12 protein-coding genes and 1 pseudogene are annotated in these 15243 nt (G+C 69.5%); 3 read left to right on the plus strand and 10 right to left on the minus strand.

Annotated features, from left to right (window positions below):
* The first annotated feature begins 11 nt into the window (after nt 1-11).
* Nucleotides 12-1169: a fumarylacetoacetate hydrolase family protein gene (locus ABT001_RS23400; RefSeq protein ID WP_351280719.1), complete on the plus strand. Its 1158-nt coding sequence runs from the start codon at nt 12-14 to the stop codon at nt 1167-1169.
* Nucleotides 1170-1278: 109 nt separating this feature from the next.
* On the opposite strand, the gene ABT001_RS23405 is transcribed toward ABT001_RS23400, so the two are convergent.
* From ABT001_RS23405 to ABT001_RS23420, 4 genes are all read right to left on the minus strand, one after another.
* Nucleotides 1279-3660: a beta-xylosidase/alpha-l-arabinosidase gene (locus ABT001_RS23405; RefSeq protein ID WP_351280722.1), complete on the minus strand. Its 2382-nt coding sequence runs from the start codon at nt 3658-3660 to the stop codon at nt 1279-1281.
* A gap of 132 nt (nt 3661-3792) precedes the next feature.
* On the minus strand, nt 3793-4677 hold the full coding sequence (locus ABT001_RS23410; RefSeq protein WP_351280724.1) for a carbohydrate ABC transporter permease: 885 nt from the start codon (nt 4675-4677) through the stop codon (nt 3793-3795).
* 1 nt (nt 4678) lies between these two features.
* Nucleotides 4679-5581, minus strand: coding sequence for a carbohydrate ABC transporter permease (locus ABT001_RS23415; RefSeq protein ID WP_351280725.1), 903 nt, complete (start codon nt 5579-5581; stop codon nt 4679-4681).
* Nucleotides 5578-6894 carry an extracellular solute-binding protein gene (locus tag ABT001_RS23420; protein ID WP_351280727.1) on the minus strand — a complete coding sequence of 439 codons (1317 nt, stop codon included), beginning with the start codon at nt 6892-6894 and terminating at the stop codon, nt 5578-5580. The genes ABT001_RS23415 and ABT001_RS23420 overlap by 4 nt, the downstream gene beginning before the upstream one ends.
* A gap of 504 nt (nt 6895-7398) precedes the next feature.
* Here ABT001_RS23420 and ABT001_RS23425 point away from each other — a divergent pair.
* The gene (locus ABT001_RS23425; protein ID WP_351280730.1) at nt 7399-8427 is read left to right on the plus strand and encodes a LacI family DNA-binding transcriptional regulator; all 1029 of its coding nucleotides are present in this window, start codon (nt 7399-7401) and stop codon (nt 8425-8427) included.
* A 231-nt stretch (nt 8428-8658) separates the two neighbouring features.
* On the plus strand, nt 8659-9192 hold the full coding sequence (locus tag ABT001_RS23430; protein WP_351280841.1) for an EF-hand domain-containing protein: 534 nt from the start codon (nt 8659-8661) through the stop codon (nt 9190-9192).
* A 136-nt stretch (nt 9193-9328) separates the two neighbouring features.
* On the opposite strand, the gene ABT001_RS23435 is transcribed toward ABT001_RS23430, so the two are convergent.
* The 6 genes and pseudogenes from ABT001_RS23435 to ABT001_RS23460 form a co-directional block, all read right to left on the minus strand.
* Entirely contained in the window at nt 9329-10234 is a 906-nt protein-coding gene (locus ABT001_RS23435) for a class I SAM-dependent methyltransferase (RefSeq protein ID WP_351280844.1), read from the minus strand.
* Nucleotides 10235-10311: 77 nt separating this feature from the next.
* Nucleotides 10312-11418 carry an NAD(P)-dependent alcohol dehydrogenase gene (locus tag ABT001_RS23440; RefSeq protein WP_351280733.1) on the minus strand — a complete coding sequence of 369 codons (1107 nt, stop codon included), beginning with the start codon at nt 11416-11418 and terminating at the stop codon, nt 10312-10314.
* Nucleotides 11418-12824 carry an aldehyde dehydrogenase family protein gene (locus tag ABT001_RS23445; protein ID WP_351280736.1) on the minus strand — a complete coding sequence of 469 codons (1407 nt, stop codon included), beginning with the start codon at nt 12822-12824 and terminating at the stop codon, nt 11418-11420. The genes ABT001_RS23440 and ABT001_RS23445 overlap by 1 nt, the downstream gene beginning before the upstream one ends.
* An 8-nt stretch (nt 12825-12832) precedes the next feature.
* Nucleotides 12833-13588 (minus strand): (5-formylfuran-3-yl)methyl phosphate synthase, encoded by a 756-nt coding sequence (locus tag ABT001_RS23450; protein WP_351280738.1) that lies wholly within the window; start codon nt 13586-13588, stop codon nt 12833-12835.
* 494 nt (nt 13589-14082) lie between these two features.
* Nucleotides 14083-14640, minus strand: a complete 558-nt coding sequence (locus ABT001_RS36120) for a hypothetical protein (RefSeq protein ID WP_502967513.1) — start codon at nt 14638-14640, stop codon at nt 14083-14085.
* A 79-nt stretch (nt 14641-14719) separates the two neighbouring features.
* Nucleotides 14720-15208, minus strand: a pseudogene (locus ABT001_RS23460) (MFS transporter); the annotation flags it as partial.
* Between the last annotated feature and the right edge of the window lie 35 nt (nt 15209-15243).

Here is a 15243-nt window from a genome sequence, read left to right on the forward strand (position 1 = left end):
GCCCCCGTCCGATGCTCACAACCGGCTCCGTCCTGCCGGAGGACGCCGACCGAGCCGCCCTCGTCGCGCGCGTCCACAGCCCGGAGTGGGGCGGGCCGTGTGTGGCCGCTGTCCGCGGAGAGCACGTCGTCGACCTGACGGCCATCGCGCCCACCGTCTCCGACCTCATGGAACGCCACGACGCGGCGGCAGTCGTCCGCGAGGCCGACGGCGGACACGTCTGGCGCCTGGACGAACTGGTCGAGGCACCGACCGACCGCCGTGACGTCCCGCATCTGCTCGCCCCCATCGACCTGCAGGTGATCAAGGCCGCCGGCGTCACCTTCGCCCGTAGTCTGCTGGAACGCGTCATCGAAGAGCGCACGGGCGGCGATCCGGCGCGGGCGGCACGGGTGCGGGCCCGCATCGGGCAGGTGGTGGGCGGCACGATCGACGGCATCCGTCCCGGATCGCCGGAAGCCGACAGGGCCAAGGAACTGCTCGTCGCCGAAGGGCTGTGGTCGCAGTACCTGGAGGTCGGGATCGGGCCCGACCCGGAAGTGTTCACCAAGGCCCCGGTACTGTCCGCGGTCGGCACCGGCGCCGACATCGGAGTGCTCGGTGCCTCGGTGTGGAACAACCCCGAGCCCGAGGTCGTCCTCGTCGTGGACTCGCGCGGCCGGGTACGCGGCGCGACGCTCGGCAACGACGTCAACCTCCGCGACATCGAGGGGCGCAGCGCCCTTCTGCTGTCCCGGGCGAAGGACAACAACGCCTCGTGCGCGATCGGCCCGTTCATCCGCCTGCTCGACGAGGGCTTCGACCTCGACACCGTGCGCGGACTCGACATCGGCCTGCGGATCGACGGCCCGGACGGCTACGTACTGCACGGCAGCAGTTCCATGCGTGAGATCAGCCGCGACGTACTGGACCTGGTGGCCGCCACCCACGGGCCGCACCATCAGTACCCGGACGGCTCCGTCCTGTTCACCGGAACGCTGTTCGCCCCCACCGAGGACCGACAGGCACCCGGCGCGGGCTTCACCCACGAGTACGGCGATGTCGTGCGGATCTCCAGCCCGCGACTCGGCACTCTGGTCAACACCGTCGTTCCCAGCGAGCTGGCCGCGCCCTGGACGTTCGGCGTACGAGCGCTGATGCGCAGCCTCTCACGGCGGGGCGTGCTGTGAGCTGACGTCACCGGGTCGGTGGACTCGGGCATCGGCAACGAGCGGTATTGGTCATGTACCCGTGTGCGCAGCGCCACCGCTGCTGCGACGTGCGCTGCGCCCGCCCGGTTCAGGCCTGATCAACCGCCTCCTGCCCGACCGTGGCGTGCAGGCGTCGGGTGTGATCCACGTGGCGCTCGGCTCCGGTCAACGTGACCCTGGCCGTCAGGCGTGGATCCGCGCTGGAGGCGGCCAGTCGCACTTCCAGCTCGCCCGGTTCGACGACGCGCCGATTGCCGCGTCCGGTGAAGGACGCGACGTCGGCCGGGACCGTGACACGGAGGCGCCGGGCCTCGCCCCGTTTCAGTTCGACCCGGGCGTAGCCGACGAGGCGCTGCACCGGCTGGACGACGGAGGCGACCGGGTCGTGCAGATAGACCTGGACGATCTCGGTTCCGGACCGGCCACCTGTGTTGCGGACGGTGAAGGTGAGGGTGAACTCGCCGTCCGTCGGGGCCTCCTCGACGTCCACGGTCAGATCTGTCCAGTCGAACCGCGTATAGGACAGGCCGTGTCCGAAGGCGAACGCGGGGGTCGGGTCGCTGCTGGACACCTCGCTGGCGTGAGCGAGCCGCGCCCCGAGGTACGTGGCCGGCTGGGAGCCCGGCCCGCGCGGCACGCTGACCGGAAGGCGTCCGGAGGGCTCGGTACGGCCGCTGAGCACTCCGGCGATCGCGTGAGTGCCCTCCTCACCCGGGAAGAAGGACTGCACGATCGCGGCGGACTCCTCCACGGCACGGCCGAGGGCGTACGGCCGGCCGGCGAGCAGCACGGTGACCACGGGTGTCTCCAGATCGAGCAGGGTGTCGAGCAGTTGCTGCTGCGCGCCGGGCAGCACCAGCGTCTCGACGTCACATCCCTCGCCGCTGGTGCCCCGTCCGAAGAGCCCGGCGCGGTCGCCGAGCACCACCAGGGCGATGTCGGCCTCGCGTGCCACACGGGAGGCCTCGCGGATGCCGGAGAGATCTCCGTCGTCGATTCCGGTGCCGCGGGCGAACGTGATCTCTGCGTCGGGGAACTCGGTGGCGAGAGTGTCGCGCAGCGTGGGCAGTTCGATCCCGAGTGGTGTCCCGGGGTGGCGGACGCCGATGTGCTGGGGGAAGGAGTAACAGCCCAGTACGGCGACGGGCTCGTCGGCGTTGGGGCCGAGCAGGGCGATGCGGCGCGGCCTCGCGAGCGGCAGGGTGCCGTCGTTGCTCAGCAGCACCACCGCTTTCTCGGCGACCGTGCGGGCCAGCGCGCGGTTCTCCGGACCGTCCAGGTCGATACGGCCGCGCACGGCGGCCGGATCGTTCAGGTCTGCTCCGTGGAGCGCGGCCGGCAAAGGGTTCCAGTCCGGGTCGAGCAGACCGAGTGTCGCCTTCTGGGTGAGAATCCGGCGCAGGGCGCGATCGACCAACGCCTCCGGAATGCGGCCGTCCGCGACGGCCTCGGTCAGGGGCGCACCGTATGTCTTGACATTGGGCAGTTCGACGTCGATGCCCGCGTGCAGCGCCGTGCCGGCGGCGTCCGCCCAGTCGGCTGCGACGCCGTGCAGGGTCTTCAGGAAGGCGATGGCGAAGTAGTCGGCGACGACGGTGCCGTCGAAGCCCCACGTGTCGCGCAGCAGCCCGGTGAGCAGATCCTCGTCGGCCGCGGAGGGCATGCCGTCTGTGTCGGTGTACGCGTTCATCACCGACCGGGCCCGGCCTTCACGGACAGCCATCTCGAAGGGAGGCAGCAGCACGTCGGCGCGCTCACGCGGGCCCACGGAAGCGGGAGCGAGGTTACGGCCGGCTCGGGAGGCCGAGTAGCCGACGAAGTGTTTGAGGGTGGCGGCGATCCCGGCCGACTCGAGACCCTGCACGTATGCCGTCCCGATGGTGCCGACAAGGTACGGGTCTTCGCCGATGGTCTCCTCGACCCGGCCCCAGCGGGCATCGCGCACAACGTCCAGGACGGGCGCGAGTCCCTGGTGGACGCCGACGGAACGCATGTCGCGGCCGATGGCGGTGGCCATGCGCCGCACCGTTTCCGGATCGAAGGTGGCGCCCCAGGACAGCGGAACGGGGTAGGCCGTCGCCCCCCAGGCGGCGAAGCCGGCGAGACACTCGTCATGCGCGAGGGCGGGGATGCCGAACCGGTTCGTGGCGGCGATACGGGTCTGTGTGCGGGCCAGGGAGAGTGCGCCCAGGGCGGGGTCGACCGGGACCGTGCCGAACGGACGGGTCAGCTGGCCAAGTCCGGAGGGCAGGAGTGCGTCGAGATCGACGGCCTCCTCCATGTCGTGCTGATGAGGGGCCACCTCACCGCCCTCATCGGAGGCGCCCACCCACACTCCGTACAGTTGGGCGGTCTTCTCCTGCAGGGTCATCGCGTCGATCAGGGCGTCGACTCTCGCGGTGACGGAAAGGGTGGGGTCGCTCCACGGGGCGATGTCGGGGGTGCTCTCTGCGGCCACGTTGATGTTCATTTTCCTCCCATGCCCGCCAGGCCCTCGGCGGGGGCGCGATCGGCGGGCAGTCGGACGTGCGGGGATCAGGAGCTCACGGAACGTCTGGGACCGGGGGTCCGTCACCGGCCCGGCGGCCGGCCCCCGTGTCGCTCACCGGCTGAATCCGGCGGTCAGGCCGCTCAGCAGCTGGCGACGGCCGAACGCGTACAGCACCAGGAGGGGCAGTGTGGTGAGGACGACGGCGGCGAGAACGGCAGGGACGTTGACCCCGTACTGGCCCTGGAAGGTCCACAGCGCGAGCGGCAGGGTCCGACGGTCAGGGCTCTGGGTGAGGATCAGAGGCAGCAGGAATCCGTTCCAGATGGTCAGCGCGTTGAAGATGGTCACGGTGAGGATGGCCGGTCGGGTGAGCGGTGCCGCGAGCCGCCACAGCGTCGTCCATTCGGTGGCGCCGTCGACCCGCATCGAGTCGAACAGCTCTTTGGGCACGTCGCGGATGAAGTTCCCGAGCACCAGCACGGACAGTGGTACGGCGAAGGCGATCGACGGAAGGATCAGCGCCAGCAGACTGTCGTACAGATGTAGTTTGATGATGATCAGGTAGACCGGGATCACCGTCGCCTGAAGCGGGATGGCCAGGCCCATGAGGAACAGCCCGTTGATCGCGCGAAGACCCCGCATGTGCCAGCCGCGAACGATCGCGTAAGCGGCCATGAAGGAGAACACGACCGCCGGCACCACGGCGCCGGCGGTGACGACCAGGCTGTTGACGAAGTAGCGAAGGAAGTCGGACTCGATGACCAGCCGGTAGTTGTCGAGTGTCGGGTCGGCCGAAGGTACCAGCGGATTGCTCGCGTAGTAGCGGCTCTGGGCCTTGAGGCTGGTGATGAGGGTCCAGTACAGGGGTACGGCGACGATGACGAGCCAGACCCATCCGGCCAGGCCGCCGGCCCAGTTACGCCGGCGGGAGTGGCGTTGCCGTGTGCGGCGGGTGGTCTTCTGCCGTTGTCGCGGCTCGGTCGGCGTGATGGTCACGTCAGGCCCCCTCGAGTTGGCTCGCGCCGGCGTCCCGGCCGCCGAGCCGACGCAGCAGCAGGGCGAGGGCCAGACCCACCAGGACCAGGATGACCGCGATGGCGCTGGCCGGTCCCATCAGGCTGGCCTGGAATCCCCGCTTGTACATGTCCAGTGCCAGGACCCGGGTCGCGTCGCCGGGGCCGCCCTCGGTCAGGACGTAGATGAGGTCGAAGAAGGTCAGCGAACCGACCACCATCAGCGTGGACGAGGTGATGATGGTGTATTTCAGCTGGGGCAGAGTGATGCTGAAGAACTGCCGGATCCGCCCGGCTCCGTCCAACTGCGCCGCTTCGTAGAGTGACTTCGGAATCTGCTGGACACCACCCTGGTAGATCAGGGAGTGGAACGGGACGAACTGCCAGGAGACGACGAAGATGACGACCCCGAACGCGAGCCCGGGCCGCCCCAGCCAGTCCTGGCTGAGCACCGGGATCTTCAGCCCGGCTCCGAGCCCGAAGTTGGGGTCCAGCAGTGCCTTGTACGCGATCGCGATCGCCGCCGAGCTGAGCATCAGCGGAACGAAGTACACCACGCCCAGCACAGCACGATAACGCTGGCGGCCTGCCATGAACGTGCCGAGCAGAACACTCAGCGGCGTCTGAACGGCCCAGGACACGGCCATTACCAGAAACGTCACCCAGAGGGCGTGCGGCAGCCCGGGGTCGGTGAGCACCGCACGCCAGCTGGTGAGCCCCGACGGGTTGATGGCGCCGATCCCGTCCCACGTGGTGAAGCTCAGAGCGAAGACACCGACGAGTGGGATCACGGCGAAGCCGACGAAGACCACCAGCGCCGGCGTCGCCAGCCACGGCAGGATGCTGCGCGGTTCGCGGCGCGGTGGATGGTCGGCGAGGTAGGTCATTTGGCGGTGGCCGCGTTGAGGTTGGCGGCGAACTGCTGCGGACTGATCGACAGTTGGAACAACTTGGCGATGTTGTCCAGCAGTGTCTCGGCGGCCGCCGGAGTGAGCGCCTGGTCCCAGGACTGACCGAACACCTTGGTCTTGCTGGCGATGTCGTAGGTGAACTGCAGGAAATCGGCGTTCTTGGAGGCGGCCAGCAGCTTCTCCGTGCCGAGCCGGATCGGGACCGACCCGTTGTCGATCCACTTCTTCGCCTCCTCGTCCTGGAGGACGCCTGAGGCGAAGAACTCTTTGGCGATCTTCTTCTCCTCGGCGCTGGCCTTCGAGGAGATGGACAGGTACTGGGCCGGGTTGCCGACGGTGTTGCCCGGATCACCCTTGCCGCCTTCGACGGGCGGGAAGTTCATGTAGTCCAGCGCGCCGCTCGAGACGAAGTCCCCGCCGTCGGCCTGCTGGATGCCGTACGACCAGGCTCCGTGCAGCATCATCGCGGCCTTGCCGCGGTACAGCAGTGCCTGGTCGGCGTTGGAGTCCGCGGTGATCGAGGAGAAGCCCTTGACGAACCCGTCGGCCTCGACCAGCTCCTGCGTCTTCGTCAGCGCGGTGATGGCGTCCGGGTTGGACCAGGCGTTCTTCTCGCCCTCCATGACGGCCTGGAACAGCTCGGGACCGCCGATGCGGTCGAACAGGAACTCCAACCACATCATGTTCGTCCACCGGGACTGGCCACCGAGTGAGAACGGCGCTATGCCCTTCGCGTTGAACCGGGGCACCAGTGCCATGACATCGTCCCAGGACTGAGGAGGTTCCACGCCGACCTGGTCGAAGACCCTCTTGTTGTAGTAGAGGACGATCGGCTGCACGACCTCGCACGGCATCGCGTAGATCTTGCCGTCGACGGTTGCCGCGCCGAACGAGGACGGGAACAGCCCCTTCTTGACTTCGGAGTGCTCGCCGAACCACGAGGTGAGGTCCTCGACCTGGCCCGCTTCCGCATAGGTGCGCAGCGTCCCGCCACCCCAGCCCCAGATGATGGTGGGCGCCTGCCCGGCACCGATAGCGGTCTTGATCTTCGTTTTGTACGCGTCGTTCTGGAAGGTGGTGTCCTTGATCTGTTCCCTCGGGTGGGCCTTGTTGAAGGCGTCCACCGCGCCGGCTCTGACACCTTCCTGCGGCTGACCGTTCAGGTACCAGTACGTGGCCCCACCGCCGCTGCCGCTGCCGCTGGGACCGGACGAACCGCAGGCCGTCAGCGCCGCGGAGACCGGCACGCCGGCTGCCAGGCCGAGGAGGGTACGTCTGGAGAGCGCCATGTCTTTCCTCCGCACTCGAGAGCCACCGGCTTCTCGTGAGTCATGGTGAAAGTTTTCGAAAACAGTCTTCTCCGAGCCCTGTTCATGCAAGTTAGGTTTCGGGCTGACGCCCTGTCAATACAAGTGCAGGAATGTGCCACCGGTACTGCTACAGCTGGGGAGAGGCGAGTGACAACGACCTTCAACAGGCTTCGACAGGGACCGAAACTATTTCGAAAAATGCCAGTCGAGGACGAAGGACGACGTGCAGACCGCAGCCGTCGCACTGTCGGTGCAGGTCACCCCGCGTCGGAGGGACTCGGCGCCGAACCTTCCGGACGGGTCCGACGCCCTCGCTCGCCCACCGAACTCACGGACATCGTCGGACGCGTCGGGGCCGGGGCTCGTCGGCGCCTCCCCGGACGGGCTCGGTGCCGGGTTGCCGTAGAGTTGACCGGTTCCAGACGTGTTGCCGGCCCGAACGGCGGCTCACCGCACTGGTGGACGTACAACCGAGAGGAACCGATGCGACCGAACGCCAGGCGCACCACCTTGGCGGACATCGCCCAAGTGGCTGGGGTCTCCGTCGCGACCGTGTCCAAAGTGGTCAACGGTCGCGGTGACGTGGCACCGCACACCCGTGCCCGGGTGCAGGAACTACTGCATCAGTACCACTACCTCGCGCCCGTGTTCCGCCACACCGAGGCCGCCGAAGTCCCGACGATAGAGGTGCAGTTCAAGGGCGGCCTCAAGTCGTACGTGGCCGAGACCCTGGAAGGCATCGTCGACTCCGCGGCCGAGTTGGGGGCCTCGGTGGTGATCAGCAAGGCTGCCCGCGCCCCACACTGGGCCAGGGATCTGGTCTCGGCCGGGCGCCGAGCCGTCATCGCGGTCACCAGCGTGTACTCCACAGCGCACCTGAACGAACTGGCCCGGTGCGGGCTGCCCCTGGTCGTACTGGACCCACTGCACCTGCCGGACAGCCGGGTCAACAGCATCGGGGCGACCAACTTCACCGGCGGCCTGACGGCGACCCAGCACCTGCTCTCCCTGGGCCACCGCCGCATCGCCTATCTCGGCGGACCGGTCATGGCCGTATGCAACCAGGCGCGCACGCACGGCTACCGCGCCGCCATGGAGGCGGAGGGATTGCGGGTGCCGGACGACTATGTCCGGTGCGGAGACTTCACGTACGAGACCGGGTTGCTCGGCGCCACAGCACTGCTGAGCCTGCATGAGCCACCGACGGCGGTCTTCGCAGGCAACGACGAGATCGCCGTCGGTGTCATCGAGGCCGCCCGTACCCGCGGTCTGCGCATCCCTGAAGATCTGAGCGTGGTCGGCTTCGACGACACGAGCCTCGCCCAGATGGCCTCGCCACCACTGACCACCGTGCGCCAACCACTGAGGGAGATGGGCGGCGCTGCGCTGCGCACCGCCCTCCGCCTGTCCAACGGCGAGAAGGTCGGGTCCCACCACGTCGAGCTCGCCACCGAACTCGTGGTACGCGCCTCGACGGCGCCGCCCGGCGAGGATGGTTCGGCGCGTAGGTAGTCGCAGGCGAGGGGGTGCCGGACGGCGTCGGCGAATCGGTCCGGCCGGTGAGCGGGCGACCGGCCCCCGCACGCCGCGAACGACCGACCGTACGAACTGGCTGTCGGCACACTCACTCCTTCCGGTAGCCGAGGTCTCCTCACCGTCACGTTTCTCCCCCTACGCGGTTACACAGGAACACTCATCGAGCCAGGTCCGGGATCGTAGGACCGTAGGAGAGAAGTGATGGACATGCGAACCGAGGCCACCGAGAGGGCCGAGCTGGTCTTCTCCCTGTTCGACGCCAACGGCAACGGGGTCCTCGACTCCGAGGACTTCGACCTCATGACGGGACGTGTTCTGGAGGTGGCGGTCGCATCGGACGACCGCGCCAGGGAGGCCATCCGGGCCGCGTTCCGCCGCTACTGGACCACACTGGCCACCGAGCTGGACGCCAACGGCGATGGTGTGATCTCCGTCGACGAGTTCCGTCCGTTCGTGCTCGACCCCGAGCGCTTCGGTCCCACGATCACCGAGTTCGCCGAGGCGCTCGCCGCACTCGGCGATCCCGACGGTGACGGCCTGATCGAGCGCCCGCTCTTCGTGTCCCTGATGAGGGCAATCGGCTTCGCGGAGGCGAACATCCATGCGCTCTTCGACGCCTTCGGCCCGGACGCCGAAAACCGCATCACCGTGACCACGTGGGCCAGGGGCATCGAGGACTACTACGCACCGGACTTGGGTGGAATTCCGGCTGACCAACTGGTGGCTGTCCGGGCCGTCTGACACGGCCTGGGCATGGCGTTCCGTGGCGGCGCGGGCCGTACCGGGACGCCGCGGGTCGGGCCCCGGATCTCCCCGCACGCGCGGGCGCCGGCCCCGGGCGGACGTCTCCGTGAGCGGACGTCTCCGTGAGCGGACGTCAGGATCGGGGCCTGTGCGCGAAGACCCAACGGTTCCCCTCCAGCGCGTCGTTCGGCTCGGGGAGGGGACCACGTCCCTTCTGACGGGTGAAGTCGAAGGGCGTGTGCACCGAGATGGACCAGCCCTTGGCCGCCAGGTCACCCGCGGAGTCGGGGCGCGGCCCCCTGTCGAAGAGGTCGAGAAGATCGATGCCGATCTGCTCTCGCGTCGCCGTGTAGATCGCACTGTCGCGGTACGCGAGCAGGTCCTTCTCCAGCTTGGCCTCGAAGGCCAGGGCGCTGCCCTTGGCGGTGAGCCGGTCCACCATGTCGATGAGGTACGTCTCGGCGGGTCCCGGTAGGTAGAAGAGCAGTCCTTCGGCCAGCCAGACACTTGGAACGGCCGGGTCGAAGCCGACAGAGGTCAGTGCGGTGACCCAGTCGGAGCGCAGGTCGGCCGGGACCGGGATCCGCTTCGCCTTCGGGGCGGCCGACAGCTCCGTAAGCACCCGTTCCTTGAAGGCCAGCACGCCCGCCCTGTCGATCTCGAAGACGACGCAGTCGGGCGGCAGGTCCAGCCGGAAGGCGCGGGTGTCCAATCCCGCCCCCAGCAGCACCACTTGGCGTACGCCCGTACCGACCGACCGGTGGACGAAGTCGTCGAGGACTCCGGTCCGCAGACCGAAGTAACGGGCGAACCGCCCCCACAACGGGTTGTCGTCCCCTTCCGGGACCTCTTGGATGCTCACCGGCCAGTCCGCGCAGGCGGGGGCCGCACGGACGAAGTGCTCCGCGTAGACGTCCCTGGCCAGGCTGTCGTGACGGTGGGTCTCGATCGCCCGTGCGGCGGCGACCAGGAGGGCTGTCAGTCCCACGCCTGCGTCCACGCCTTCCGCGCCGGTCCGCCTCGTCGCCGTGGTGGTCATGTCCCCCTCGCCGGGAGCGAAGGACACGGAAGGGTCGCTGGTGGGACGGCGAGGGTCTCCGGTGGTGGAGGTTTCACTCATCGGTCTCTTCCTTCCGGCAGCAGGACGGGTTTGATCACGCGTCCGGCGTCACAGTCGCGTTCGGCCTCGTTGATGTCGGCCAAGGGATAGGTGCGGATCAGTTGGTCGAAGGGGAAACGGCCGGCCTGCCACAGACTGATCAGCCGGGGTATCAGCAGTGCGGGTACGGCGTCCCCCTCGCAGATGTGCCGGATGCTGCGGCCCCCGTCGAGCGTGCCCGGTTCGAGCGGCAGCGCGGTGTGGAGGCGTGCCACGAGACCGAGGGTGCCGGTGGGGCGCAGCGCGCGGAGCGCGTCGTTGATCAGCGGGGCGGAGGCCGTGGTGTCCAGGGCGTACTGCGCGCCGCCGTCGGTGTGCCGACGGATGCGTTCGGCCAGTCCGGCCGTTACGGCGGGCAGCGGGAGCGCGCCGAACCGTTCGGCCAGTTCCAGGTGCCCCGGATGCCGGTCGACTGCCACGGTCCGTACGCCGGCGGCGGTGGCCGCCATGACTGCGGCCAGGCCCACCGCTCCCGCGCCGAGTACGACGAGGGTGTCACCGGGGCCGGCACGGAAGGTGTTCAGCACGGCTCCGGCACCGGTGAGGGTGCCGCAGCCGAGCGGACCCAGCAGTTCGAGCGGCAGGGCGGCGTCGACCCTGACGGCGTTGCGCGCGGGAACGAGGGCGTATTCGGCGAAGGAGGACTGGCCGAACCACCGGGGGGCCAGCGTTCCCCCGACTGCGTCGGTGCGTCGTGACGGGTCCTCCTCGCGTCCCCCGAAGAGGTTGAGTGAGGCGAAGGAGTCGCAGTAGGCGGGGGCAGCGCTGCGGCAGTTCCGGCAGTCTCCGCAGGAGTCGAAGCTCAGCACGACGTGGTCACCGACGCCGATCGCACTGTCCGGGCCGTCGCCGGACGCCACCACAACTCCGCTCCCCTCGTGGCCGAGGACCGCCGGCAGCGGGGTGCGGCCGGCTGATCGCCGGACCGCGAGATCGGTCCGGCACATTCCGCATCCCGCGATCTCGACGAGGATCTCACCGGCGGCCGGGCCGGTGCTCAGGACGACCTCCTCGACCGCGAACGGGGTCTCGTAGGAGCGCAGCACGGCGGCTCTGAATCTCATCACCCCTCCCCCTTCGGCCGGTGCACGACGAAGGGACGGAGGTTGCCGTAGAGGCCCCACGGCCCGCCCGCGACACCGACCCCGCTGTCCTTGACGCCTGCGAAGGGCTGAGCAAGGGAGAGTTCGGCGTGGTGGTTGATCCAGACCGTGCCGCATTCGAGCCGCTCGGCTGTCGCCTCCGCCCGGTCGAGGTCGGTGCCCCACACCGAACCGCCCAGCCCGAAGCCGGTGTCGTTGGCCGCTTCGACGGCTTCGTCGAGGTTTCGGTACGGCAGCACCGGCAGGACCGGCCCGAACTGTTCCCCGGTCACCACCGGATCGTCGGGAGGGACGTCCGTGAGGATCGTGGGAGCGAAGAAGTAACCCGGTCCGTCGAGCCGGTGACCACCGGCCGCCGCCCTGGCGCCGGCCGCCAGGGCCCGTCGCGTGACCCGCTCGACGCGGGCCAGTTGGGGGGCGTTGTTGACCGGCCCGAGCCGTGTCTCCGAGTCCAGGCCGGATCCGACGACGACGGTCTTCGCACGGTGTGCGAGGGCCTCGACGACCTCGGCGTGGAGCCGGGCCGGTGCGTAGACGCGCTTGACCGCCATGCAGACCTGCCCGCAGTTCCGGAAGGCGGCCCAGAACAGCCGGTCCGCGACCCGGTCCACGTCGACGTCGTCCAACAGGACGGCCGCGTCGTTGCCGCCCAGTTCCAGGGTGACGCGGGCGAGTGAGGCCGCCGCAGCCGTGGCAACGGCCCGCCCGGTCGGGACCGAGCCGGTGAAGGTGACGTGGCGGATACCCGGGTGGGCGGCGAGGTGCGCACCGAGGGGTTCCCGGCCGGTGATGACGGTCAGGACATCCTCGGGCAGGGCTGTGGCGAGGACGGCACCGAGCAGCCGGGTGGCAAGGGGGGTGTACGGGGACGGTTTGAGGACCACGGTGTTGCCGGCGGCCAGTGCGGGAGCGAACTTCGCCGACGCGAGCTGAAGGGGGAAGTTCCACGGCACAATCGCGGCAACGGGCCCGAGAGACTGCCAGCGGATCTCGCTGTGCACGGGTCTGCCGTCGTCGATCCGGCGGGTGCGGGGGGTCAGAGCGGCGAAGTACCTCAGCCGGGCCGCCGTACGGGCGACCTCGGCGTACGACTCGGCCAGAGGCTTGCCCTGTTCCCGGGTGAGCAACGGAGCGAGGTCGTCCCCGGCGGCGTCCACCGCGTCCGCGGCGGCATGCAGCCGGGCGGTGCGAGTGGCCGGGTCGGCGCGCCATCCGATCCAGGCGCGCCGGGCCCGGTCGATCGCGTCGTCCAGCTCGTGCGGCTGCTGGTCGGGGGTTTCGTCGAAGGTCTCCCCGGAGGCCGGGTCGATGACAGGGAGGCCTGGGTCTCGGTGTCCGGAGACGCGGCCGGCTTCCGGTCTCGGCATCCCGGTGGTCAGTTCAGGGCCGGGGCGTCGGTGGCGTGCTCCCGGGCCTGCCGGTCCATCTCCGCCCGGAAGGCGGCGACCAGGTCTGGCTGGATCCTTCCGGCATTCCGGTCACCGCCCGAGCAGACCGCTCCCCGCACGCCCACGATGTCCGTGCCGATACGGGTCAGCGGACCGAGGTCGGCCTGCTTGACGCTTCCCGCGAGGGCAGCGAGCAGACCGAACGCGTGGGCGCGGCGGACGAACTCTTCGCAGACGTCCGGCGGAACGTGGTCGAACAACCGCGTCCCGTCCTTGATCGCGGTGTCCAGCATGGCCGCGTCGGCGCCGGCGCGGGCCGCGATGTCGGGCAGGGCAAGCGGATTTACGCAGCCGACGCGATGGGCGTCGGCGTAGCCCGAGGCGACGACCAGCGCGTCCGGGCGGTGGTCCTTCACCGCCCGGACAACCGCCCGCATGACCTCGACGCCCTGCTCGGGAGTCGTGCACCCGTACAGACCCACCTTGATGTACGTGGCGCCGGAGACGGCCGCACCGAGCGCGGCCTGCGCCACGGTGCCGGGCTTGTACGGAACGTCGCCCACGGTGGCGGACACCGGCTTGTCCGCCGGTACCGCGTCGCGTATCTCCCTGATGACCCAAGGGAAGTTGGCGCCGAGAGAGCCCTCATCGGGCTTCTTGACGTCGACGATGTCGAGGTGATCCGCCGCCTTCGCGCAGGCGAGCGCTTCCTCGATGCCGTCAGGGGAGATGAGAAGCAACACCGTGAACTCCTTCCGCCGCGAGTCCGCCCGGCCGGAGGGACGGGGAACTGCGGATCACCTGGTTCATGTGCGGTGCGCTCATCATTTCTGCTGCCCTCGCGCACCGGTAGGGCGTGCGGGGTTCCTCGGGCGGCGCGTGTACGCACACATACGACTCCGCGTGCACCGGCGCGGACCAGATCCTGTTCGGGCGCGCCGAAACGCCGAGGCGCATCCGCCGGGCATCACGCGCACCGCCCAGCACCGTCAGGTTGCGAGTGCGGTCTCGTACTCGGAGGGGGTGAGGTGGCCGAGGCTGCTGTGCGGTCGGAAGTTGCAACGGCCTTCGACGAAACCGGAGATCGGGGTGCGGACGGAGGCCCGGCTGGGCCAGGCGGAGGTGCCGGGCAGTTCGCGTCTGAAGTCCCTGTGACGATGCGGACATCGGCGGCGGAGAGATCGAGGCTGCGCCGTCCACGGACGGGCCACCGGAGCGTCTGTGGCACCCACCGTGATCACTGTTCGGCTCCGGTGACGCGCGGGTCGAGTCCGTACCGGTGCGGAACGCCGAGGTTCGCGCGCAGGGTCGTGCCCGGGTACTCGGTGGGATAGATGCCGCGTTCCTGCAGGATCGGCACCACCTCGTCGACGAATGCGTCGACGCCGTCCGGTGGCATGATGCCGGCGATGTACTTGATCTCGTCGGAGTCGCGACCGGCTTCGCGTGCGGCGTTCCGCACGAGCTCGCGCTGGGCGCGCCTCCTCGATCGTCCACACCTCGGCGATGAAGCCGCTCGCGCAGCGGCCCGCGATCGACAGGAGGTGCGGGCTGGGGCCGCCGGGCCCATGAGGTTGCTGATCGTGGAGTGCTCGACGTCGCCTCGTACGGCGGGGCAGTCGGGAGTGAAGAGGAATGCGAACTTCCCGTGCTCGGCGGCTCTCGCATGACGCACGGTGGCATTGACGTCGGCGTAGGTCCCGGGGTCCACGTGTGGGGCACGCCAGGCGCCGTGCAGACCACCGTATCCGTCGATCAGTCCCATCCCGAGGACGAGCTTCTTGTCCGTGGTCACCGGCCCCCGCCTTGCAGATCGCTTCGTCGGTGGCCGACACGCCGTCGGCGGATGTCCCGTCGGCGGCATCGGCGGACGTCCCGTCGGGGGCCGGACCCGGTGTCCGACCGACGAAGAGGGCGCCCACCAGCACGAGCAGGCCGATGACCCATGCGGTCATGAAGGCGGCCTGTCCGGCGGACTCGGCCTGCGCCATGGTGAGCACACCGGCGTCCCGGGCGCCGGAGCCGATGGTGTAGGCCGAGATGAACACCGCACCGAAACCTGCACCGGCGAGCTGCTGGACGGTGGCGAAGGCCGCGGTGCCGTGCGGGTAGAGCTCGGTCCTCAGGGCGCCCATCGCACTGGTCGTGAGCGGCGCCCACATCGCGGCCATCGCGCTGGTGAACACCAGCCACGCGAAGATCAGCGTGATCACGCTCGTGTTCTCGTCCACCCGGCTGAGGAACCACAGGACTGCCAGCCAGACGAGCGCACCGGGAATCACCAGCGGGCGCGGGCCGAAACGGTCGTAGAACCGGCCGCTCAGGGCCGCCACGATCGAGATCGCCGCCCCGCCCGGGATCAGGAAGAGGCCTCACGACCGGCGTGTACGCGCCGGTC

Source organism: Streptomyces sp. NPDC002793 (assembly GCF_040295485.1).
Taxonomy (GTDB): Bacteria; Actinomycetota; Actinomycetes; order Streptomycetales; family Streptomycetaceae; genus Streptomyces.

Bases quoted from the DNA above. Each gene is read 5' to 3' on its own strand.
- ABT001_RS23400 (WP_351280719.1), top strand. From the start codon at position 12: ATGCTCACAACCGGCTCCGTCCTGCCGGAGGACGCCGACCGAGCCGCC.
- ABT001_RS23445 (WP_351280736.1), bottom strand. From the start codon at position 12,824: ATGCCGAGACCGGAAGCCGGCCGCGTCTCCGGACACCGAGACCCAGGC.
- ABT001_RS23420 (WP_351280727.1), bottom strand. From the start codon at position 6,894: ATGGCGCTCTCCAGACGTACCCTCCTCGGCCTGGCAGCCGGCGTGCCG.
- ABT001_RS23430 (WP_351280841.1), top strand. From the start codon at position 8,659: ATGCGAACCGAGGCCACCGAGAGGGCCGAGCTGGTCTTCTCCCTGTTC.
- ABT001_RS23440 (WP_351280733.1), bottom strand. From the start codon at position 11,418: ATGAGATTCAGAGCCGCCGTGCTGCGCTCCTACGAGACCCCGTTCGCG.
- ABT001_RS23405 (WP_351280722.1), bottom strand. From the start codon at position 3,660: ATGAACATCAACGTGGCCGCAGAGAGCACCCCCGACATCGCCCCGTGG.
- ABT001_RS23435 (WP_351280844.1), bottom strand. From the start codon at position 10,234: ATGACCACCACGGCGACGAGGCGGACCGGCGCGGAAGGCGTGGACGCA.
- ABT001_RS23415 (WP_351280725.1), bottom strand. From the start codon at position 5,581: ATGACCTACCTCGCCGACCATCCACCGCGCCGCGAACCGCGCAGCATC.
- ABT001_RS23425 (WP_351280730.1), top strand. From the start codon at position 7,399: ATGCGACCGAACGCCAGGCGCACCACCTTGGCGGACATCGCCCAAGTG.